Annotated in this window: 19 protein-coding genes and 2 pseudogenes; 8 read left to right on the top strand and 13 right to left on the bottom strand. The window is 55.3% G+C overall.

Annotated elements, in window-relative coordinates; all coding sequences use genetic code 11:
• Positions 1-621: 621 nt before the first annotated feature.
• A pseudogene (locus KRAC_RS10530) lies at positions 622-1786 on the top strand (RNA-guided endonuclease InsQ/TnpB family protein).
• A 174-nt stretch (positions 1787-1960) separates the two neighbouring features.
• Here the strand turns inward: KRAC_RS10530 and KRAC_RS10525 are convergent.
• The 4 genes and pseudogenes from KRAC_RS10525 to KRAC_RS10515 form a co-directional block, all read right to left on the bottom strand.
• The gene (locus KRAC_RS10525; RefSeq protein WP_274532116.1) at positions 1961-2134 is read right to left on the bottom strand and encodes a helix-turn-helix domain-containing protein; all 174 of its coding nucleotides are present in this window, start codon (positions 2132-2134) and stop codon (positions 1961-1963) included.
• Positions 2129-2239 (bottom strand): annotated as a pseudogene (locus KRAC_RS78195) (helix-turn-helix domain-containing protein); the annotation flags it as partial. The pseudogene KRAC_RS78195 and the gene KRAC_RS10525, both read right to left, overlap by 6 nt.
• Positions 2240-2311: 72 nt before the next feature.
• Complete coding sequence (locus KRAC_RS10520) at positions 2312-2512, bottom strand: hypothetical protein (protein WP_244422004.1); 201 nt, start codon at positions 2510-2512, stop codon at positions 2312-2314.
• Positions 2513-2613: 101 nt separating this feature from the next.
• Complete coding sequence (locus KRAC_RS10515) at positions 2614-2808, bottom strand: hypothetical protein (protein ID WP_007906777.1); 195 nt, start codon at positions 2806-2808, stop codon at positions 2614-2616.
• A gap of 344 nt (positions 2809-3152) precedes the next feature.
• Here KRAC_RS10515 and KRAC_RS10510 point away from each other — a divergent pair, with 344 nt between their 5' ends.
• The gene (locus tag KRAC_RS10510; protein ID WP_007906774.1) at positions 3153-4658 is read left to right on the top strand and encodes a catalase; all 1506 of its coding nucleotides are present in this window, start codon (positions 3153-3155) and stop codon (positions 4656-4658) included.
• 193 nt (positions 4659-4851) lie between these two features.
• Positions 4852-5397: a glutamyl-tRNA reductase gene (locus KRAC_RS10505; RefSeq protein WP_083814588.1), complete on the top strand. Its 546-nt coding sequence runs from the start codon at positions 4852-4854 to the stop codon at positions 5395-5397.
• On the opposite strand, the gene KRAC_RS10500 is transcribed toward KRAC_RS10505, so the two are convergent.
• Together KRAC_RS10500 and KRAC_RS10495 are read right to left on the bottom strand one after the other, a co-directional pair.
• On the bottom strand, positions 5380-6639 hold the full coding sequence (locus KRAC_RS10500) for an RNA-guided endonuclease InsQ/TnpB family protein (RefSeq protein ID WP_007906772.1): 1260 nt from the start codon (positions 6637-6639) through the stop codon (positions 5380-5382). The two genes, KRAC_RS10505 and KRAC_RS10500, sit on opposite strands and share 18 nt — an antisense overlap.
• Positions 6611-7225 carry an IS607 family transposase gene (locus KRAC_RS10495; RefSeq protein WP_007906770.1) on the bottom strand — a complete coding sequence of 205 codons (615 nt, stop codon included), beginning with the start codon at positions 7223-7225 and terminating at the stop codon, positions 6611-6613. Before KRAC_RS10495 ends, KRAC_RS10500 begins: the two co-directional genes overlap by 29 nt.
• A gap of 44 nt (positions 7226-7269) precedes the next feature.
• Between KRAC_RS10495 and KRAC_RS79410 the strand changes: the two genes are divergently transcribed.
• Entirely contained in the window at positions 7270-7464 is a 195-nt protein-coding gene (locus KRAC_RS79410) for a hypothetical protein (RefSeq protein WP_083814691.1), read from the top strand.
• 197 nt (positions 7465-7661) lie between these two features.
• Here the strand turns inward: KRAC_RS79410 and KRAC_RS10490 are convergent, their stop codons facing one another.
• The 4 genes from KRAC_RS10490 to KRAC_RS10475 form a co-directional block, all read right to left on the bottom strand.
• Entirely contained in the window at positions 7662-8444 is a 783-nt protein-coding gene (locus tag KRAC_RS10490; RefSeq protein ID WP_157506381.1) for an aquaporin, read from the bottom strand.
• 661 nt (positions 8445-9105) lie between these two features.
• The gene (locus KRAC_RS78190; RefSeq protein ID WP_007906765.1) at positions 9106-9231 is read right to left on the bottom strand and encodes a hypothetical protein; all 126 of its coding nucleotides are present in this window, start codon (positions 9229-9231) and stop codon (positions 9106-9108) included.
• Positions 9231-12017 (bottom strand): winged helix-turn-helix domain-containing protein, encoded by a 2787-nt coding sequence (locus tag KRAC_RS10485; RefSeq protein WP_007906763.1) that lies wholly within the window; start codon positions 12015-12017, stop codon positions 9231-9233. Before KRAC_RS10485 ends, KRAC_RS78190 begins: the two co-directional genes overlap by 1 nt.
• Positions 12018-13083: 1066 nt before the next feature.
• Positions 13084-14127, bottom strand: a complete 1044-nt coding sequence (locus KRAC_RS10475; protein ID WP_007906761.1) for a LacI family DNA-binding transcriptional regulator — start codon at positions 14125-14127, stop codon at positions 13084-13086.
• A 426-nt stretch (positions 14128-14553) separates the two neighbouring features.
• Between KRAC_RS10475 and KRAC_RS10470 the strand changes: the two genes are divergently transcribed.
• The 4 genes from KRAC_RS10470 to KRAC_RS10455 all read left to right on the top strand — a co-directional run bounded on the left by KRAC_RS10470 (position 14554) and on the right by KRAC_RS10455 (position 19412).
• Positions 14554-15888, top strand: coding sequence for an ABC transporter substrate-binding protein (locus KRAC_RS10470; protein WP_007906756.1), 1335 nt, complete (start codon positions 14554-14556; stop codon positions 15886-15888).
• 213 nt (positions 15889-16101) lie between these two features.
• Positions 16102-17043 (top strand): carbohydrate ABC transporter permease, encoded by a 942-nt coding sequence (locus tag KRAC_RS10465; RefSeq protein ID WP_007906754.1) that lies wholly within the window; start codon positions 16102-16104, stop codon positions 17041-17043.
• 5 nt (positions 17044-17048) lie between these two features.
• Positions 17049-17963, top strand: coding sequence for a carbohydrate ABC transporter permease (locus KRAC_RS10460; RefSeq protein WP_007906752.1), 915 nt, complete (start codon positions 17049-17051; stop codon positions 17961-17963).
• Between the two features lie 48 nt (positions 17964-18011).
• The gene (locus tag KRAC_RS10455) at positions 18012-19412 is read left to right on the top strand and encodes a GH1 family beta-glucosidase (protein ID WP_007906750.1); all 1401 of its coding nucleotides are present in this window, start codon (positions 18012-18014) and stop codon (positions 19410-19412) included.
• Here KRAC_RS10455 and KRAC_RS71060 read toward each other — a convergent pair.
• The 3 genes from KRAC_RS71060 to KRAC_RS10450 are packed head-to-tail and all read right to left on the bottom strand — an operon-like array spanning position 19383 to position 20987.
• On the bottom strand, positions 19383-19712 hold the full coding sequence (locus KRAC_RS71060; protein WP_157506380.1) for a hypothetical protein: 330 nt from the start codon (positions 19710-19712) through the stop codon (positions 19383-19385). The genes KRAC_RS10455 and KRAC_RS71060 overlap by 30 nt on opposite strands.
• Positions 19681-19905 carry a hypothetical protein gene (locus KRAC_RS71055; RefSeq protein WP_157506379.1) on the bottom strand — a complete coding sequence of 75 codons (225 nt, stop codon included), beginning with the start codon at positions 19903-19905 and terminating at the stop codon, positions 19681-19683. The genes KRAC_RS71060 and KRAC_RS71055 overlap by 32 nt, the downstream gene beginning before the upstream one ends.
• A 38-nt stretch (positions 19906-19943) precedes the next feature.
• Positions 19944-20987 (bottom strand): LacI family DNA-binding transcriptional regulator, encoded by a 1044-nt coding sequence (locus tag KRAC_RS10450; RefSeq protein WP_007906749.1) that lies wholly within the window; start codon positions 20985-20987, stop codon positions 19944-19946.
• Between the last annotated feature and the right edge of the window lie 122 nt (positions 20988-21109).

Below are 21109 nucleotides of genomic sequence, written 5' to 3'. Positions count from 1 at the left end.
CGAAGCATGGGCTTAGTGGCTCGACGCAAAAGCGGAGCTGCCCGTGCCGGAGCGCGTCGGCTGAAAAGTCCTGCCTATCTCCACCAAGAGCCGGTTTCTCCTTCGGGAGAGGCCGGAAACGGTGGGTGAGGAACAGGAACCTCCGTGCATGTATGCCGGAGAGGCCTCAGGGTCAGGAATGCGCGGGGTCATGCCCCCCTCCCTGTTGTTTCCCTTCACGGCGCGACGGGTTCTTCGAATACTCTTTGATGTCGGTCGGGAATTTCAGTAGGTTAAAGCCGACCTCGCGCGAATGCGGCTAGATCGACCCCAGTGTTTCCTCGTATTTGGGCAGCAGCATATAAATAGCCTGATTCCAGGTAAGCCCGCGTGATCCCCGTACATCCCCCCGTATGTTGTCGCGCGCCTTCAGATGGTACTCGTAATAGTCGCGCTGTCTTTCCCAACGTGAGGCTCTGCGCGAGCAGGCGGACTGCCATCGGGAGCGGCATAACCTGGACGAGGTAAAGAGGTTTCAACAGTATTGAAAAAGCGAGGAAAATAGGTTAAGATGTAGTTGTGGAACGTATGTTTTAAACAACAACCTTCTTCGAGCAGCGGTTCTGTGAAAGGATGTGAGGGATGATCAAGGCGCATAAGATCAGACTCCATCCCACAGCGGAACAGGCGGTGTACTTTGCCAAAGCCGCCGGGACCGCACGCTTTGTCTGGAACTGGGCATTGGCTGAGTGGAACCGCCAATATGAGGCCGGGGGAAGCCCCACCGCCTTCAAGCTCAAGAAGCAGTTTAACGAGATCAGGCGGGAGCAATTCCCCTGGACCTGGGAGGTCACCAAGAACGCCTCTGATCAGCCCTTTCTCGATTTGGGCAAGGCGTTTACCGCGTTCTTTGAGGGCCGTGCACGCCGCCCGAAGTTCAAAAGCAAGAAGCGCAGTACGCCGAGTTTCTACCTCGCCAACGATCAGTTTGAACTGGGTGATCACCGCATGTGGATCCCCAAGCTCGGCTGGGTGAATATGGCCGAGAAGCTCCGGTTTGCGGGCCGCGTGAAGGGGGCACGCATCACCAAAACAGCCGAGTGGTGGTTTGTGTCCATCCAGGTCGAGATCCCTGATACCATCGCGGTGAAGAAACCAGCCGCCGTGGGTATCGATGTGGGGCTGAACCGCCTGGCCACCTTGAGTACAGGAGAGGAAGTCGAAAACCAAGCCTTCCTCAAAACCACCCTCAAGAAATTGCGTCAGGCCAACAAACGGCTGCACCGCCGAAAACTGGGATCCCGCGAATCGGGAGAAAGCGCGCCGACAGGTCGCCCGTCTGCATTATCGCATCACCTGCCTGCGCCAGGATGTCCTTCAGAAGCTCACAACCAAACTAGCCGACAGTTACGGGATCATCGGGGTGGAAGATCTCCACCTCAAGGGACTCCTCAAGAATCGCCGTCTCGCTCGCTCGTTCGCCGATGCCTCGCTCGGCACCCTCAGACGTCTGCTCGAGGCAAAAGTGGCGCAACGTGGGGGAGAGGTGATCAAGGTGGACCGTTTCTTTCCTTCTAGTAAGACCTGTCATTGCTGCGGTTGGACGTGGGAAGCGATGACGCTCAAGGATCGCATCTTTGTGTGTCAGAATCCTGCTTGTCCGTATGATCAGTTTCCGCAGGATCGAGATCACAACGCAGGTCAGAATGTGTTACGGGAAGCCCTTCGCTTGATCGGGCTGATGGATCAAGCCGTCTCCGGTACTGGCTCGGACGAAGACGCAAACTTGCCTGCGGACGCGGGGTAAGACCAAAAGGCTTCGGCCCGGAGGCACCTACGGATGAAACAGGAACAACGAAATTCGGTGTGAATGTGTGCTTGCATACGTTTGCATATGAAAATCGGAGCAGAATCCCGTCGGTTCCGTTTGAGCAACCCCAGTGGGACACGCTGACACTCATCGAGTATTGGCGTACTTTTTTTACGAGGGCTTGTGCCTCATGGCCAACCGCCGAAGGGACTCGGGGTTGACGCCGAACTGCTGGGCCACCTGCCTCTGCGATACCCCCTCATCCAGTAGTCTGAACGCCTCTTCCCGCTGCTCGGGCGAGAGCTTCTGGCTCGTCTGCCGCTCGATGCCTTCCTGCTCAACCAACCGCTGGACCGTTCCCCGTGAGGTGCCCAGCCTACTTGCGACTTTGCGAATGGACATCTCGGGTTGCTGCAAGAGCGCGATCGCCTCTTTTCGCTGTGTGGGCGAGAGGCTCGGGGGAGCGGGTGGTGGGAGATGCCTGGTGGCGAGGTCTCGCTTGGGCGGCCAGTACTCGGCGCGTCACCAGAGCCCCTCCTCTCTCTGCTCCCATTTCCCCGTCTGTTGGATCCCTAACGCGAGGATGGGCAAGACGCTGGGCCGCGGGATAAGCCCGACGATGACTTGCCGCTCCAGGTCGTAGACCAGCCCTTCCACCATGAGCAGCTCACCAACGATATCGCGCCGCTCCTCCGGGGTTGCCTCACCCCAAGAGGCGGTCATCTCTGTGAGCGCTTCCCCCACGGAAAGAGCCGCTTGTCTGATTATTTCCGTGCCTTGCTCTAGGAGGGCTGGGAGCGTAAACAATTCTGAGCAGATACCCTCTATCTGGCGTCTAAGTCCTTTTCATCCAGGTAGCCCTTGGTGAGTGCCGTCACGAGCCGCTTTTGCTCTGCTTCGAGTTCTACGCGGCGCTGTGCGATGCGTTCGGTATCCTCATTCTTTGCCACTTCCTGTGAATAGCGTTCTGCAATCGCATCATGCCTTCTGACAGAACTCACCTCAGTGTCCTCCGGCATATGCTCCCTTCATTGGTTATTCCACGAAAGTAGGACAGGTGCTCATATGCACAATCCCACTTTTGTGGGATGACCTCGATCATGTCCAACCCTATACTGTTTCCCATGAGGAAATGCCTCCAAATACCCTTGCCAGATAGGCAGAAGGAGGGTCGAGCGGTCAGGAATTGTATCACCGCAAGGAGCGAGTCTCAGCTATCCTCCACCCGTTGCCAATATGGAGCCTGCTCTCCGACACCTGGTAATAGGGTCTAAACCAGGAGAGCGTGTATGTGTAGCGTGTAATCATTTCATCTGAGGACAACGTCAACATTTATGGAACAGATCACGATTGGGAGGAACAAGTGAGCGATCAACGCGAACAACAAAATCCGATAACGACGACCGATGCAGGCATTCCCGTCTCAAGCGATGAATATTCGGCTACCGTGGGTCCCGATGGACCCACCCTATTGCAGGATAGCTATCTCATCGAGAAAATGGCGCAGTTCAACCGTGAGCGCGTGCCCGAACGGGTCGTCCACGCCAAGGGTACCGGTGCCTTCGGTTACTTTGAGGTAACGGAGGACGTGACCCAGTGGACCAGGGCAGCGTTCCTCAATACAGTTGGCAAGCGCACTCCGCTGCTCATCCGCTTCTCGACGGTGGCGGGTGAACTGGGCTCAGCCGACACGGTGCGCGACCCACGCGGGTTCGCCATCAAGTTCTATACTGAAGAGGGCAACTACGATATGGTCGGTAACAATACACCGGTCTTCTTCGTGCGCGATGCGAGCAAGTTCCAGGACTTCATCCACTCTCAGAAGCGCATGCCCGGCGACGATCTGCGCAGCAACAATGCACAGTGGGACTTCTGGTCCCTCTCCCCAGAATCAGCCCACCAGGTCACCATCCTGATGTCCGATCGAGGGACGCCCCGCACCTTGCGCCACATGAACGGCTATAGCAGCCATACTTATATGTGGATCAACGCCAAGGGGGAACGGTTCTGGGTCAAATACCACTTCAAGACGGAGCAGGGCATCGCCAACTTCACCAACGCCGAGGCCAAGGCGATGACGGCCGAAGATCCCGACTACCATCGTCGCGACCTGCGTGAGGCCATCCAGAAGAAGGATTACCCGGTCTGGCGGCTGGAAATGCAAATCATGCCCTTCGAGGATGCAGCGACGTATCGCTTCAATCCCTTCGATCTCACCAAGGTCTGGCCGCACAAAGACTATCCGACCATTTCCATCGGGCGCATGGTGCTTGACCGCAACCCTGAGAATTTCTTCGCCCAGATCGAGCAGGCTGCTTTTGAACCCTCGAACATGGTGCCCGGCATCGGTCCCAGCCCGGACAAGATGCTGCTGGGCCGCCTGTTCAGCTATGCCGACACGCACCGCTATCGCATCGGCACCAACTACAAGCAGTTGCCGGTCAACGCGCCCGAGGTCGAGGTGCATAGCTATAGTAAGGACGGCTCGATGCGCTACCGCCACAACGGCAATCAGCCCGTCTACGCACCCAACAGCTATGGTGGCCCGCAGGCTGACCCGCAGCGCTATCCTGAGCCCAGTTGGTTCGCCAGCGGCGAGATCATGCGCAGCGCGTATACCCTGCATGCAGAGGACAACGACTTCGTGCAGGCAGGCAATCTCTACCGCCACGTGATGACCGAGACGGACCGCGAGCACCTGGTCGACAATATTGTCGGACACATCAGTCAGGGCGTTGAGCGCGTGATTCAAGAACGCACAGTCAATAACTACTGGTCCCAGGTCGACCCCGATCTGGGAGCGCGGGTGGCCAAAGGCCTCGGTTTGGAGCTCAGACCTGAGCTCCCCACATCGGTTGGAGGAGTATAGCCTTCTCTTAGAAGGGGCAAGACGCGTTCAAGGAAGCATCAGGGCCTGTATGACCAGGCCCTGATGCTTCCTTGAACGCCAAAGACCTGCTGCGATCACATGCGCGTAGCGGCGCTAGAGTCCTCATATACCCACGGGATGCGCAAAGAGGTGCTCTCTCTCGCGAACTGGCTCTGGACATGTTTTTAGCGATTTGGCACTCCCTAGTGAACGATTGCTCATCATAAATCGTACGCAAGAACATGCCATTGACCTGACCCAACGCTTCGGGGCAGTGCATCGATCCTTTGCTGAACTTGCGGCCACTCTGGTAGAGGCGGATGTAGTGATCAGTTCCACGTCAACTCCCCTGGCTCTTCTCACCCCTGCCCTCGTGCAGGAGGTGATGAAGCAGCGAGGCGGGCGCTCATTGCTGCTGCTCGACATTGCTCTCCCGCGCGACGTTGATCCCTCCGTTGGCAGCTTGCCAGGAATCCATCTCTATAACCTGGATGACCTGCATGCCGAAGTAAGTCCGGGTATGCCTCGCCGCATGCAGGAAGTTGAACAGGTGCAATCGATTATCGCTGAGAATGTGGGCGAGTTTGAGCGCTGGTTACGTTCGCACAGCGTTGTCGCCACCATCAGCGACCTGCGCCAGCGAGTTGACGTCTTCCGCAAGCTCGAACTGGCACGCACCATGGGGCAGTTGTCCTGCCTTTCTAAATCTACTCAAAAGTGCTTACACACCCTCAAATAGATTCAATTGCTGCACTTGCCCCTTACAGGAAGCCCCTTTGACTTCTACGCCGCTTTGGGTCGCATGCAGCACACCGCACTCAGGACGAGCCTGAGTGTGTGGCTCTTGCCGAGCAAAAAACCTCGTCAGGATATTGTGCGCACTATTCTCATCGCGATCCATAACGAGTCCACATTCGACACAACAATACGTTCTCTTCCACAGTGGCATGGCTTGCAGATTCCCACAGCCACTACACTGCTTGGAGGTATTGTGCTCATCTAAAAAGTGAAGGTCCTTCCCGTACAATTGGCTTTTGTAGGTGAGCATTTGAATGAAAGTGTACAAGCCCCACTCATTGAATACTGCACGATTGAGGTATTTGTTGCGCTCTCGATGCTCTTTCGTGACCATTTGTCTTTGGGAAAGGTCCCCAACCACAACGGTTCTCTCAACCAGTTTGTGGGCTATCAAGTGTGACGCTTTATGAAGACTATCCTGTTGTTTATTGCGTTTCTTCTGCGAAACGCGCTTGTAGACCTTGCTTAAGTGAATATATCGACGTGATTTCTTTTTGCACTTGTCACGCTTGGAACGAATCTTATCCAGTTGTTTGTTGTGCCAACGTGCCCCCTTGAAGCCGCCAATGGTATAGACTCTGCCTTGCTCATTGACGCCTGTTGCCAGGGTCTTGATGCCTAGATCAAAAGCAACCGTTCCTTCTGTTTCGTGTCGTTTCTCGTTGCGCTCTCTGACAAATGAGGCAGAGTAGTTGCCTCTGCCATCGCGACTGATCGCCACTTCTCGAAAACCCTCTGGGGGCGCTTCTGTGAGGCGTGCAACAATGTTGGGATACACCTTTGCACCATGTTTCCCTCCACCACCAGTAGGCAGAATGAGCGTATCGCCTTCAATCTTGAGATACATTGCAGGATAGCAGAGCGTGAAAAAGCAGTGACGTGGGCGTACTCGCGGGAATCCTGGCGTCTCTCCTGCTTTGACTCTGCGATAGAAGGCTTTCATCGCACCATGAAGGCGGTAGTAGACCTCTTGCAGCAGTTTACCATAGACCTGAACGAGCTCAGGATCATGCTGTTTGCTCTCTTGCAAGCTTCGTTTAGCTTCGTAGAGATCCCACTTCTCGCCCTCTCTGAGCCGCATCACCCACCAGTTGTACAGCCCTCTACACTTGCTTTGCATGAACTCAAGCGTAGCGGCATCCTGCTCGCTCACGTCAATCTTGATCTTTTTGCAAAGCAGCATCTTTTATTGCTTTCTTGTAGGAGCGCAATCCGTGAAGCCGGGCCGAAAAGACGGTCACGATAGCAATCAAATCTCGCACAAGCTCTTGTTCAGGAGAAAGGTTTTCGCCATTGATGACCACGAGTTCGGTATGGTGTCGCTCGCAAAACACTTCAAAGTATTCATAACCAAAGCGAACTAGCCGATCCCGATGGGCAAGAACAATGCGCCGTACCTGACCAAGCTCCACCATCTCCATGAGACGATTGAAGTGTTTGCGTTTATAGTTGAGTCCACTACCAATATCCGACATCCATTCATCGACCTTGAGCGAATGCTGGTGACAATAGGCTTCTAACGCTTTTGTTTGATGAAGCAAATCAGGCTTTTGAGCAATCCCAGAGACACGTGAGTAAGCGATGGTGAGGCCCTGTTCTGGCGCTTTAAACCCGCGATACTCAAGGTATTGATCGTGCGTATAGTAACGCCTGTTTGATTGTGGAGAACGGTGAGCAACTAATTTGCCTTCACGGTCCCATTTTTGGAGCGTTTTGGTGGACTTGCCAATAAGTTTTCCGAATGCCTGGATATCGTATGTGTTCTTCATAAACACATTTTAACACAATTTAGTGCTTATGTCAAAACTGTTTCATAACCTCCTCACTTTCTGAGCCAGAAGCTACTGCGATACAAGAACTGAGCATTCGCCTCATCAATAAGCTGTTACATACACCAACGCTGCGCCTCAAAGAGGCAACGGCAGTCGGTCACGGGCAGGTCTATGCTGAGGCCTTACGCTATCTCTTTGATTTAGAAGGATACACGCATGAAGTGCATGAGGAATAGGGACACGGGCCAGCACATTGGCGATGATCCAGACATATCAGGTGATCGAGCGACAGCGGCAGCAGTCGCCAGATCTTGAGATCAGCATCGAGCAGATACATATATGGGGGGCACATCCCTGATGTGCCCCCACTACCGCCACATCTTTCCTTTGCTCCTACAGAAGTAGAACTGGATGTGCCTGGGAGGCGACACATTCAGGTGGTGCTCTGAACCACCTGATGATCGGCCCGTCCCGTGCGCAAGATCACATACTCGTAGATCAGGGACGCGATAATGGCGCCGACAATTGGTCCGATCCAGTAGACGAGATCATTCTGCCAGAAGCCGCCAGCCAGAGCCGGGCCAAATGCGACCGCAGGATTCATCGCTGCGCCTGTCAGCGCTCCGCCCACCAGGATATCTACCAGCACCGTCAGGCCGATGCCAAAGCCACCGATCTTTGGTGCTCGTGGATCGACAGCGGTTCCGAAGACAGCCAGGAGCAAGAAGAACGTCAGGACCACCTCAACGAGAACTCCAGTGCCGAAGGAGACACCAGGCGCGAGGTTCGGCGTGCCGAGTTGGGCCGCCTGCCAGACCGCTTGCGGATAAATGGCCCGCAGCAGCAGTGCGGCCAGGGTTGCGCCAACAAGTTGGGCCACGATATAGAGGATCCCCAGAAGGGGCGCAATGTGCTTCGTTACCAGCAATCCTATGGTGACAGCGGGGTTGATATGTCCTCCCGAGGTCGCAGCGAAAATGGTGATCACGATGGCAAGTGCCAGTCCATGGGCAATGGCTATGCCTAACAAGCCGATCGCGCCATGCGTCAAGGTATTAGTGATGATCGATCCCGCGCCAATGAAGACGAAGACGAACGTCCCAATGAGTTCAGCAATGAGAGGCTTCACGTAGCCCTTGCTCATCTCCTCACCGAGGGAGGTCGTTTGATCTTTGAGATTTGTCGCTGTCAGCAGCGCTGGGGGCGGTGCCACCATCGTCCTATCCCTTTGCTCGTTTCTGAAGTCGTTGCTCATAATGTTTCCTTATATGTTAATATCACATCGAGCCCTCTCGACAAAGGGCCGGAGCAAGAAAACCCTTGCTGCTCTTTGTACGCTCCACTTGCACGCACTCCTGGTTGGCTTGTTGCCAGGTGCCGGGGAGCAAGCTCCATGTCGGCAAAGGGTGAAGGGGAGCTGAGACGCGCACGTATGGGCACTCTGCTTTGCCACTCGACCGTCTTTCTGCCGATCTGACAAGGGTATTTGGAGGGCATTCCCTCACAGCAAACAGTATAGGGTTGGACATGAAGGAGGTCATCCCACTTTTGTGGGGTTGTGCATATGAGCACCTGTCCTACTTTCGTGGGATAACCAATGAAGGGAGCATGTGCCAGAGGTCACTGAGCTGAACTAAATAAAAAATCGAGTTTTCCGAGAGAAAAAAAGAGGAAGACCTTTGCACCAAAAACATCAGAAGGAAGAAGCATCCTGAAGATACCGTTCTACTTGTCAAGAGTTTGCCCTCTTCATCAGCAAGAAACCTAAACCAGCATAGCCCTGAATGAGGGTGAACAAAGGCATGAGCGAGTATATCATACCGCTTAGCTGGTTCAATGGGAGCGAAGCGACCTCGACACAACTGCGCTTGCATGCTTTAGGGAAGAATGACCTGTTTGACTCCGATCACAAACATATGCGTTAATCCTTCAGCTACTTGAGGCTCATAGCGATTGTAGCGTTCAGATGCCTGGGTTCCGTAGAGGGCACTCTGCTTTGCCATTATCGTTCATCGGAGAGCCAGTCCAGGGCACGGGCTCGCGCCACTGCTTGGACGCGGTTACTCACCCCCAGTTTCTCGAAAATATGAGTCACATGGCGTTTGACAGTATCCAGAGTAATCATCAGCATCTCAGCAATTTTCTGGTTCGAGTCGCCTCGCGCGATCAGATGGAGCACTTCCAATTCGCGTTCGCTTAAAGGTTCCACGAGTGGGCGTTCCTGTATGCGTCCTCTAGACTGGTCTCCACCCTTGGGAGAGATGTGTGTCACGCTCTCAGATGAGAAAGCCGCTAGCAGCGCATCGAGGTACGCTGTTGGTCCTTTCTTCCGCTCCTGTTCACGTAGATGGGAGAGCAGAGCCTTCATCCGCGCCCCTTCGTCCACAAAGATGCGAGTGTAGTTTTCCGGTTCAGCCAGCTGCACAGCCTGGGCAAGGATAGCGCAAGCCTCTCGATCTTCGTCGCACATGGAATGAGCCAGGGCCTGCAAGACCTTCATTTCGATCACATGGCTCCAGCGTTCCTGCTTCTCAGCACGAACCTGCAGAGAATCCAAGAGCGAGAGGGCCTCGGTGGGCATCTTCTGGGCCAGCAAAATACGCGCGCGGGCTACATCTTCGCGTTCACATGCCAATGGAGAATGCACGTTGGCCTGTTGCGCACGTTCCTGTGCCCAGTTCCTGGCCCGCTCCAGTTCTCCACCTGCCAACCAGAACTGAACCCAATGCACGATGAGGTATGCATCACGCCGATACGGGCTGTAGGTTTTCGCCAGGACCTCTTCTGCCTTTTGGTAGGCAAGACGCGCTGCGTCCAATTCTTCTCGTGCCAGGTGGATGCCCATCAGTAATGTATATCCTAAATATAAAGCCACAATGGTTTCTGTCTGTTCACTCAGCTGGACCCCCTGTAATACCAGTTCCAGTGCCTCATCAAGTCGGTTCCACTCGCGCAATACGTCCGCATGGAAGATATACGCCCAACACATCATGGCATGCGGCAGTCCAACCGGTGTCGTTCCTAGCAGCGCGGCTTGCTGGGCAATCTGTACCACCTCATGGAGCTTTCCACGCAAGAGCAAGGAATACGCTGTTCTACACATATAGAGAATGGTTGAAGAAGTGTCCCCTGCTGCCTGGGCGAGAGCAGTGGCCTCCTTCGTGCCCTGGGTGGCTGCTACGATGTCACCGAAGGAATGGTAGGCCAGGGACTGAGCGTAGGCGACTTCTGCTCGTGCTAAGAGACTTTGTTCTGCCAGGTGGGTAAGGGCCTCCTGGCAGAAAGCCAGCGTGGAATGCCCCTCCCCGAGATAGTAGCCGGTAATGATTGCACGATAGGCAGTTATTTCTCCCAACAGGTTGTCCCGCAGGCGTTGTTCGGAGAGTGAGACCGCTCCGGTTCCAGCAGCCTCGTTCGTCAGAGTTGGTGAAGTGCCCCCCAGCGTGGTTTCTGCGTCTTGTAACCAGCGTTCTATCGTCGTGTAAGAGGAAACCATGAAGAGTGTCTTGGCATACGCCAGGCACAGACGAGGCCGCGAGCGTATCATCTCGGTGGGGAGCTTCTCCAGCCAGCGTCTCAACATAGCATGCTCACTGCTTCCCCAGATAAGTATAGAAACTTGCTCGATCAGGTCAGCAGCCAGCTGCCACTCCTGGGCTGTGATGGTATGAGATATTGCCTCGTTCAGGCGACCGTGCTGGGCATACCACTGGCCGGCTCGGTGATGTAAGAGAGGTACTAATGCGGGTTGTGTTTGCTCCAGGAGATGACGCAATGCTTTGGCAAAGAGGATATGATAGCGATACCAGTGGCGCTGTGTATCCAGGGACACGATGAATAAATTGGCTCGTTCCAACTGCTCAAGCATCTGCTGGCTCCCACTCTGTTCCAGGATAGCATCACACAAGGGAGCAGAGAACCGTCTCAGGATCGAGGTGTGCAACAGGAAGGTTTGCACGGAGGGGCTCTGACGCTGGAACACTTCCTCGATCAAGTAATCGAAGATGTAGCGCTGACTTCCACTCACCTCCTTCAGCAAATCGCTAGGATCTGCAAGGCCTTGCAGTGAGAGGGCAAGCAATTGCAAACCCACCAGCCAGCCTTCTATCCGAGTAGCCACTTCCTCGACCATGTGTTGAGAGAGGTGGATTCGTGCCATCTTCTTGAGGAAGGTCTTCACCTCATCTGGACTACAGCGTAACTGGTCGGTGCGCACCTCTAGAAGGTGCCCACGTGCTCGTAGCAACGAGATGGGCAGCGGAGGGTCGGCACGTGTCGCCAGGATAAGATGGAGTTGAGGAGGAAGATGCTCCACCAGGTAGGAGAGAGAGGTGTGAATCGCCTGCTCGGTGATCAGGTGGTAGTCATCTAGAATCAGGAGGAACTGCTCAGATTGCTCTGCAAGACGATTCATGAGCGTCTGCAGGACGGAACGCAGCGGTGGGGCCTGGTGTGTTTGCAGGTAGGTGATCAGCTGCGTGCAGAGCCCGGGCTGCCGGCTGTCCAGTGCGGTGAACGCATACCTCCAGAACAGCGTCGGCTCATTGTCTCCCTCATCCAGGGACACCCAGGCGATCTGCGGGCGCTCTGGTGGAAGTGATCGTATCCAGGTCGAGAGCAGCGTGGTTTTCCCGAAACCAGCAGGGGCCGAAACCAGCGTCAATGCGCACTCTAAGCTCGTATTGAGCAACTCAATCAAGCGGGGACGAGGGATCAGCGCATGGGAGGAAGAAGGGATAAAAAACTTCGTTGCCAGAAGCTGGTCGTGGAATAATTGTGACTCGTCCATAATAGACTCCTTTAGATACGTTGCTAAGTTGCTCTCTCACGATTCGTTGCGTCTGAATAACCCGGTGCTTCGATGTTTACGGGGATTGGCCAAGTTGAACTTTATATGCAGAGGATCGCCCTCAATAAACTGGAGTAACTGGGAGAGGTATACGATCATATCTCCTTTGCTCTGGCCCAAACGTTCTACTACGATTCACCTACTGGAATGGAGAAAAACTTCCGAGACATCCTTTTTCACACGAGAAGTCTCCAGGCTTTGCGCTCAGGGTGATTATCCTAGGGGTGAGCATGTGGCAGCGCTGTAACCATGACAGCACGTATTTGCTTTCACGATACCCGAGGTTACTGACAATGAGAAACTTCTGTGCATCTGACTGGAAGATAACAGGGAAACAGCTGCACGCACTGATGAGGACATTTCTCAGGCTACAGCGCTTCACATCAAAGCTCTGAGATGTGCTTCCCCTTGAAGGGGTGCGACTTTTTGCATTTCTCTCGTCAAGGACGAAGCATATCACACGCTTGTTATTTTATAGTAGAGCATCAAGCTGAGCAGAACCGTGCCTCCTACCTACTGCCTCTTCTACTCTATGGTGGCAGCAAACTCATAAAGTAGTTACCGTAGGCAACACATCACACTTCATTATTGCCTCTCAATGCAAGGGCCATGGCTTAAGATGGATGCGGGCTGCCTTGTGGGTTTCCACACACACATTCCACACCTGCGCAGCCTCCATGGGGAGGGCTTGCAGGCGTGTGAACTGTGTGGAGGGCAGGTGATTCAGTTGGTGGATTTTGACGGTTTTCACGTGTATGAATCTAGAATCCAAGAAAATAGTTTGCAAGTTAGTAAAAACAAGCTATACTCACTCCTCACCCGTCTCGTCTGGATACCGAAGTATCGCAGAGGCATCCTCACTGGGGAAGCGCGAGACGCGAGACCAAGCAGCTCATCGCCGAGGGCTGGCAAAAGCAGGGTTTGACGCTGGTGGCAATGGAGCTGGCCGCTGTCGCGCGCCCCCGCCGCAGAGGTGTGGGGGACTTCACCGGATACGATGAGCCACTCAGGGCCTGTGCGCCTGCTGCGCGAGTGGCCGACAGGACTGGCGTTCGACCAGATGCGTAGGCAGCACCACGCGAGCCGTTTCGGGTGGCTTCTCGTTGATCAGGCTCACGAGTATCGCTGCTGCTGCTCGTCCGAGTTCCAGACGCGGCGCGTGTATCGTGGTCAGCGGAGGATTCATAATTGCGGTGTAAGGGAGATTATCAAAACCAATCACGCTCATTTCATCGGGCACGGTAATGCCCAGTTCATGAAGCGCTCGGTAGACGCCGGCAGCCTGGTGATCGTTGCCAGCGAAGATCGCTGTAGGCGGTTCCGCTAGCTGTAACAGGGCTCTGGTCGCGTGATAGCCGTCAATCTCGTTGAACTCCCCCGCGCACTCCAGTTGCGGGTCGATGGGCAGGTGGGCTGCGTCCAGGGCCGCGCGATAGCCAGCGATGCGCTCGATGGCGTCCCGCGTCGGAGAGGTCTTACCTATATAGGCGATCCGTCGGTGTCCGAGGTTGAGCAGGTGCTGGGTTGCCACAAACCCCCCTTCCCAACTGGTGATCCTCACCGAAGGAGCCATGTTCAACAGACCACCCTGGTTGTGAATGAGCACAAAGGGGCGCCCCGCTTGTTCGAGACGCTCAATGGCTTCTTCTGTTGGCAAAACCAGCAGAATACCATCGATCGAGCGATCGGTCGCGTCATTGATCCACTGCGCATCTTCTTCAGAGTGATAATGAGTTGAGGTCAGCACCAGGCGCATTCCGGCTTCGCGTACCACCTGGGAAGCTCCCTCTAAGATGGGCAGGAAATATTCGTCGTCCAGGCGCGGGAGAACCAGGTCTACTAGCCCGGTTTTGCCCTTGCGTAAAGCGCGCGCTGCCCGGTTGCGGACGAAACCGTATTCCTCTATGACCCTCTCAACTCGTTCGCGGGTTTGTTGAGCCACGTCTGTCCGGCCATTCAAGACCTTCGAAACAGTCGGTATCGAGACGCCCGCAATTTGCGCAATCTCTGCGATGGTTGGACGGCTATCTGTTTTATGCCTCTTTGCCATCAGTTCATTCTCCCGATATTTTCAGAAACTTTCGATTCATTATAGCACATTAGAAGCCAAAATACCAGCTTGTTTTCGCAAAAATCAAAAAACAGCCAGAGGGCTGCGGCTCAACCTTGACAAACCCTCTGAAAGTCAGTATATTTGCATTTATACGATGTTTTAATTTTTCGGAAAATGTCGAAAAATCACTTGAGTCAGCCCTTACATGTGCTCCTCCAGGGCATTCGATTCAAAGGTCAGCACCAGGCCCGCCTGGTCAGAGATAAGGAGGCTCTCGGAAAAATAAACGCGTCAGGCGACAAAAAACCTTAGCTCAGCAATGACGCGGGTTTTGAGACCAGTACCTGATAGGTAGACCTCTCTAGATCAAAGGGAGAGGAGAGTTGTTGCTCCTATTTACACATCCAAAGGAGGTTTCAGACGATGCGGTTTTCCCCTTCTTTTCCGCGGTTGCGACGTTTCTCATCCGGGTTTGCCTTCGTCGCAGTTGCGCTCATACTCCTGCTTCCCCTCGCCGCTTGCGGTGGCTCCAGTCCGGGGAGCAGCAGTACCTCCACTGGCCCGGTGACCTTGACCTATTGGTCCTGGATACCGAATATAGATAAGCAGGTTGCGCTCTTCAACAAGACCCATCCTGATATCCATGTCAACGTGGCCAATGTGGGAGCCGGCCCTGATGAATACAACAAATTGTACACGGCAATCAAAGCCAATAACACGCCAGATCTGGCCCAAGTCGAGTACCAGCTTTTGCCAACCTTTGAGACGACGGGTGGACTTCTCGATCTGGCTCCCTACGACGCTGCTTCCGTGAAGAATCAGTATGCGTCCTGGGCGTGGAATCAAGTGACCCTCGGTAGTTCTATCTACGCCATCCCACAGGATAGCGGTCCCATGGCCATGTTCTATCGGGCTGACATTTTCAAGAAGTATAATCTCCCAGTGCCCACTACCTGGGCCCAGTATGCGGATGATGCAGCCAAATTGCATGCCGCCGATCCCAATGAGTATATCACCGACTTTCCTCCCAAGAACCCCGGACAGTTTGCCGGGCTAGCCTGGCAAGCGGGAGCCCATTGGTTTGGTGTCAATGGTCAATCCTGGAAAGTATCCGTCAATGATGCACCGACTCTGCAAGTTGCGTCATATTGGCAAGCTTTGATTAGCGCCAAGTCGGTAAAGACCGAAGCGGACTTCGCGAATGGCTGGTATCATGACCTGCAGACGGGGTCAGTGGCCACCTGGTTAACAGGTGCGTGGGGCGCTGGTATCATTGAACAAAATGCTCCGCAAAGCTCTGGGAACTGGCAGGTCGCCCCTCTTCCACAGTGGCAGGCTGGTGGAACTGCCAATGGTGATTGGGGCGGATCAGCTACCGTGGTGTTTAAGGATTCCAAGCATCCCCAGCAAGCCGCTGAGTTTGCCAAGTGGATCAGTGGCAACGAGCAGAGCGCCGAATTGGAGTTTACAGGGGGCGGAGCGTATCCGGCCTCGCTGACCTCTTTAAGCTCGTCCACAATCAACGGCCCGGTGCCGTTCTTTAAGAATCAGGTGATCAACGGTGTATTCAAGCAGGGGGCCACACAGGTGAATCAAAACTTCGTCTGGGGGCCAACCATGGACCAGGTCTATTCGGACCTCGGTGATAATTTCGCTAACGCAGTGAACGGTCATGGAACCCTGAGCAGTGCTCTGAATGCAGTGCAGCAACGCACCATCACCTTCATGAAATCGCAGGGATTTACCGTCAGTCCCTAAGATGCCAGAGTCCGAGCAGAATGCGGCATCGGCGATGCTGCTGCCTGGACCCCAGTCGAGTACATGAGGCACCGGAGGGGTGAGTCCCTTTCCAGACGAGAGCGGCTTACCCCTCTGGTGGGTACTTATAAAGAATCGGCAAACATCGTTCCTTGAGAGGTCTCTCGGGGAGATCTGTAAGCAGTGTTGCACTCTAGGGAGGAGCATGTGTCTATGGATTCTGAGTCTGTAATATCACCCTCACCCAGCGTAAAAAAATCATCCTGGTTTCGGAGTCATCGCAAGGTGGCACCCTATCTCTTTACCTTGCCTTTTGGGCTGCTGTTCCTCTTCTTTTTTATCGTGCCTATATTCTATGCTGTCTATGAGAGCTTATTCCGCTCTCAGCGCAGCGGACTCGGATTGGGAGCGCCTACTATCAGCTTCAACGGGGTGAATAACTACCTGCAAGTCATACATGATCCTGACTTCTACACAGGTGTGGGAAGGGTTCTGCTCTATGGCATAGTGCAAGTCCCGGTCATGTTGGGCTTAGCTTTGCTCCTGGCTCTGCTGTTGGACTCAACGGTGGTACGCTTCAAGTCTTTCTACCGCCTGGCCTTCTTTGTCCCGTATGCTATCCCTGGCCTCGTCGCTGCTCTGTTGTGGGGCTATCTCTACGATCCGGGGCTAAGCCCGATCGTCAAAAGCGTGAGTGCGCTGGGTCTTGGTACCCCTGATTTCCTGGGCGCAAACACGGTGCTGTGGTCGATTGCCAATATCACGACCTGGGCCTGGACTGGCTACAATATGCTGATCATTTTCGCAGCTTTGCAAGCCATCCCGTCCGAAATCTATGAGTCGGCGCGCCTGGACGGGGCTTCTGGCTGGCGCATTGCCTGGAGCATCAAAATTCCGCTGGTCGCCCCGGCCCTGATTCTGACCTGCATCTTCTCCATCATCGGCACTTTGCAACTCTTTAACGAGCCGCGGGTTCTCTCGTCCATCTCCAACAACATTTCCGTTTCCTATACACCTAACCTGTACGCTTACAACACCGCCTTTGGCAACAACAACTACTACTATGCCGCGGCGATCTCCGTGGTACTGGCCCTGGTGACGTGCGTGTTCTCTTTCGGCTTCTTACGTATCACCCAACGACAAGCAGGAGTATAAGCAGTATGAGTCAACAAACCGTGCCTGTGCCAATACCAGCCGCCCGGGAACGGGTGGACGCGAGGCGGCAGCGCCCTCGCCGTTCCAACCTGGAAAGCATCGTAGCCATGACCTTGCTGTCCCTCTTCGGCGTCTACTTTCTGGTCCCCTACTTCTGGTTGATCGTTTCCTCGACGAAGGACGCGGGCGACTTGTTTGGCACCTTCGGATTCTGGTTCGCCCCCAACTTTAATCTCTTCAGCAACCTGCAGCAACTGTTCACCTACCAGGACGGGATCTATACACGCTGGCTGCTCAACACTCTGCTCTATGCGGGAGTAGGAGCGCTGGTCAGCACCTGGCTCGCAGCTATGGCCGGCTACGCCCTGGCCAAATACGTCTTCCGCGGGCGCAATCTGATGTTCTCGCTCATCTTGGGAGCCATTCTGGTACCGGTGACCGCGTTAGCATTGCCGCTGTATCTGTTAATGAGCGGGGTGGGGCTGACCAACACCTACTGGGCGGTACTCTTGCCCAGCTGCGTCAGTCCATTCGGCGTGTACCTCTCACGCATCTACGCGGCGACGGCGGTTCCCGATGAACTGCTGGAAGCAGCGCGCATCGATGGAGCGGGCGAGTTTCGGGCCTTTACAATGGCGGTCAACTTGATGATCCCGGCGCTTGTGACGGTCTTTCTCTTCCAGTTTGTAGCCATTTGGAACAACTACTTTTTGCCCCTGGTCATGCTCAGTGATGAGAAGCTCTTTCCGATCACGGTTGGCTTACAGACCTGGAATGTGACAACAGGCGGGGTCACAAAGTTTCTCTACGGCTTGATCATCACTGGAGCCTTGATCTCCTCACTACCGCTCCTGGCTGGCTGCGTCGCGCTGCAGCGCTTCTGGCGTGGTGGACTGGGTGCAGGCAGCGTCAAGGGCTAACGGCACCGGTTTTTAGATGATATCACTGACCAACGAACAGGAGAACACATGGATATTACTCCCAAGGCGCCGATTCAGACTCAGGTCGATACCGACCTTGCCAGGAGATTTCCCCCGCGCTTTCTCTGGGGCGCGGCTACGGCCTCGTATCAGATCGAGGGCGCCGTCCACGAGGATGGCCGAGGGAGCAGCATCTGGGACGATTTCTCGGCGACGCCAGGCAAGGTGTTTGAAGGACACACCGGTGAGGTGGCCGCTGATCACTACCACCGGGTCGAGGAAGATACCGACCTGATGGTGCGGCTCGGGCTGAGCGCGTATCGCTTTTCGATTGCCTGGCCGCGTATCGTGCCGGAGGGGCGCGGCGCTATCAATCCGGCTGGCCTGGATTTCTATGATCGGCTGGTCGATACGCTGCTGGAGAAGGGCATTCAGCCGTTCGCGACGCTCTATCACTGGGATCTCCCTTCACCGCTGGAGCGCGCCGGTGGCTGGCTCAACCGTGAGACGGCCTATGCATTCGCCGACTACACCGAGATCGTCGCGCGGCGCCTGGGGGATCGGGTAGCGAGCTGGATCACGCTCAACGAGCCGTGGTGCAGCGCGTACCTGGGCTACGGGATCGGCGTGCATGCTCCCGGTCGCACCGATCGCCAGGGCGCGATCGACGCAGCTCATCATCTCCTGTTGGGTCATGGCCTGGCGGTGCCGCGGTTACGCGCGCAGGTGCCAGCTGGGACGCCGGTGGGCATTACCTTGATTGTGAACCCGGTGTATGGCGCGGATGAGCGGGCCGAGACCGCGCGTGATGTGAAACTCGCCCACGCGTTTAGCAACGCCTGGTTCCTGGATCCGATTTACCGTGGCTCGTATCCAGAGGGCTTCTTTGAGGCGATGGCCCTCAACCCACCGCCGATTCAGGAGGGCGATCTGGAGATCATCTCAGCTCCACTGGATTTTCTGGGCGTGAATAACTATTCGCGCACCCTGATCCGCGGCGCGCAGGAGCAGCCGCTGGCCGATAGCTGCCAGGCCGTCGCGCCGATCCCGAATGCCTGCTATACCGATATGGGCTGGGAGATCTATCCGCACGGCCTGCGCGATCTGCTGGTCAATGTAGCGCGCGACTATCCAGTGGGCAACATATATGTGACCGAGAATGGCGCGGCCTTTCCCGATACCTGGGATGGCGGCGAGACCATCAACGATCCGCGGCGCGTCTCCTACCTGCGTTCCTACCTTACCGCCTGTGCCGAAGCCCTTGAGCAAGGGGTGCCGCTGCGCGGCTACTTTGTCTGGTCCCTGATGGATAACTTTGAGTGGGCAGAAGGTTACGCCAAACGCTTTGGCATCGTCTACGTTGATTATTCCACGCAGCGCCGGATCATCAAAGAGAGCGGGTATTGGTATGCTGAGCTGCTAAACGCCTTCAACAATAACAACCGCTGAGCAAGCAGAGGTCAGCGGCCCCGCGACGGGAAAGCCCTCAAGAGAGCGGGGCGAAGAGAGGGCAAGGTCTTCATCCTGAAAGATCCCGCCCTCTCCTCTTTTGCCACATCTATAAAGAGCTCCGTTCCAGGAGCTGAGACTCCCCGGTGCATCTATGCGCGGGGGTTCTGGCCTGGCTTCCACGCTCACCGTCGGAGCACGGAGCCTCGTGGAAGCCAGGCCAGACGTGCGAGCCGATGGGCGCTGGCCCTCGTACACATCCGGGCTGTCAGCGGGCAAATGCCTCATCTGCTCGTCCACGGTCGCGCTCCCACAGGGGAAGACGATGTTCTCTCGTCCGACTCACGCCCTCATCCAGGCGCTGGTGGGAATGTCTGCCACCGACGAGAGCGCCGTGCCTTCCGGCACGTCGGAACACGCGTGCCAAAAAGGGGATTGGTGTCAGGCAAAGGAACGGCTTGAAAGCCCCCGCGATGCTCTCCGGGGCTTTCAAGCCACGTTCCTTTGTAAAAGTGTAAACGCGAAGAACTGCTACTGGCTTTTTGCCAGGCGTGCGAGGGGTCGGCAAGATTGGCGTTCGACCAGGTGGGTGGAGAGCACCACGCGAGCCATTTCGAGCGGCTTCCCATTGATCAGGCGCAGAAGCATAGTTGCTGCGGTGCGCCCCAATTCCAGGCGGGGTGCATGAATGGTCGTCAGAGGAGGATTCATGATCTCGGTAAAGGAAAGATTATCGAAGCCGATGACGCTCATCTCATCAGGTACGATCGTACCCAGCTCGTGGAGCGCGCGGTAGACTCCTGCTGCCTGGCGGTCGTTGCCGGCAAAGATCGCCGTAGGGGGTTCTGACAGCTCCAGCAGGGCTTTTGTCGCTTTATACCCATCCTCTTCGGTAAAGTCCCCCTTGCATTGCAACTGCGGATCAATGGGCAGGTCGGCCGCGTCCAAGGCCGCGCGGTAGCCGGCGATGCGCTCGATCGCTTCTCTGGCTACCGTGGCCTTGCCGATGTAGGCGATGCGCTGATGCCCACGGGCGATCAGGTATTGGGTTGCAACAAAGCCTCCTTCCCAACTGGCGATTCTCACTGACGGTGCAGTGGACAGCAAACCGCCCTGGCTGTGAATGAGTACAAAAGGCAGACCCGAACGTTCGAGATGCTCAATGGTTTCCTCCGCCGGCAGAACCACAAGAATACCGTCCGTGGAGTGATCGGTCACGGTATCAACCCCGCGGATTTCCTCTTCAGTTTGGTGATGGGTTGAGGTCAGCACTAGGCGCACTCCTGCCTCATGTAGTACCTGCGCTGCTCCCTCTAAAATGGGCAGAAAATATTCGTCATCCAGGCGAGGCAAGATGCAATCTACCAGCCCAGTTTTCCCTTTGCGTAAAGCGCGGCCCGCGCGATTACGCACGAAGCCGTATTCCACAATCACTTGCTCAACTCTTTTGCGAGTTGGCGGAGCCACATCCGTGTGGCTATTCAACACCTTCGAGACTGTTGGTACGGAAACGCCGGCGATCTGCGCGATCTGCGCCATAGTTAAGCGTTCATCTGCTTTATGCCTTTTAGCCATCCGCAGCATTTCCTCATTCTTTTCAGAGATTTCCGATCTGTTTTGATTTATCGTAGTATAGCATACGAAAATAGAAAGATGGTTATTTATCGCCCCGTTTTTCTCGTCCTATCGTCCTTCTC

The sequence above is a fragment of the Ktedonobacter racemifer DSM 44963 genome, assembly GCF_000178855.1.
Lineage (GTDB): Bacteria > Chloroflexota > Ktedonobacteria > Ktedonobacterales > Ktedonobacteraceae > Ktedonobacter > Ktedonobacter racemifer.
This window is presented reverse-complemented; position numbering and strand designations above follow the sequence as displayed.

Bases quoted from the DNA above. Each gene is read 5' to 3' on its own strand.
- KRAC_RS10455 (WP_007906750.1), top strand. From the start codon at position 18,012: ATGGATATTACTCCCAAGGCGCCGATTCAGACTCAGGTCGATACCGAC.
- KRAC_RS10465 (WP_007906754.1), top strand. From the start codon at position 16,102: ATGGATTCTGAGTCTGTAATATCACCCTCACCCAGCGTAAAAAAATCA.
- KRAC_RS10495 (WP_007906770.1), bottom strand. From the start codon at position 7,225: ATGAAGAACACATACGATATCCAGGCATTCGGAAAACTTATTGGCAAG.
- KRAC_RS10460 (WP_007906752.1), top strand. From the start codon at position 17,049: ATGAGTCAACAAACCGTGCCTGTGCCAATACCAGCCGCCCGGGAACGG.
- KRAC_RS10520 (WP_244422004.1), bottom strand. From the start codon at position 2,512: ATGACCGCCTCTTGGGGTGAGGCAACCCCGGAGGAGCGGCGCGATATC.
- KRAC_RS10485 (WP_007906763.1), bottom strand. From the start codon at position 12,017: ATGGACGAGTCACAATTATTCCACGACCAGCTTCTGGCAACGAAGTTT.
- KRAC_RS10490 (WP_157506381.1), bottom strand. From the start codon at position 8,444: ATGGTGGCACCGCCCCCAGCGCTGCTGACAGCGACAAATCTCAAAGAT.
- KRAC_RS10475 (WP_007906761.1), bottom strand. From the start codon at position 14,127: ATGGCAAAGAGGCATAAAACAGATAGCCGTCCAACCATCGCAGAGATT.
- KRAC_RS10450 (WP_007906749.1), bottom strand. From the start codon at position 20,987: ATGGCTAAAAGGCATAAAGCAGATGAACGCTTAACTATGGCGCAGATC.
- KRAC_RS78190 (WP_007906765.1), bottom strand. From the start codon at position 9,231: ATGGCAAAGCAGAGTGCCCTCTACGGAACCCAGGCATCTGAACGCTAC.
- KRAC_RS10470 (WP_007906756.1), top strand. From the start codon at position 14,554: ATGCGGTTTTCCCCTTCTTTTCCGCGGTTGCGACGTTTCTCATCCGGG.
- KRAC_RS10500 (WP_007906772.1), bottom strand. From the start codon at position 6,639: ATGCTGCTTTGCAAAAAGATCAAGATTGACGTGAGCGAGCAGGATGCC.
- KRAC_RS10515 (WP_007906777.1), bottom strand. From the start codon at position 2,808: ATGCCGGAGGACACTGAGGTGAGTTCTGTCAGAAGGCATGATGCGATT.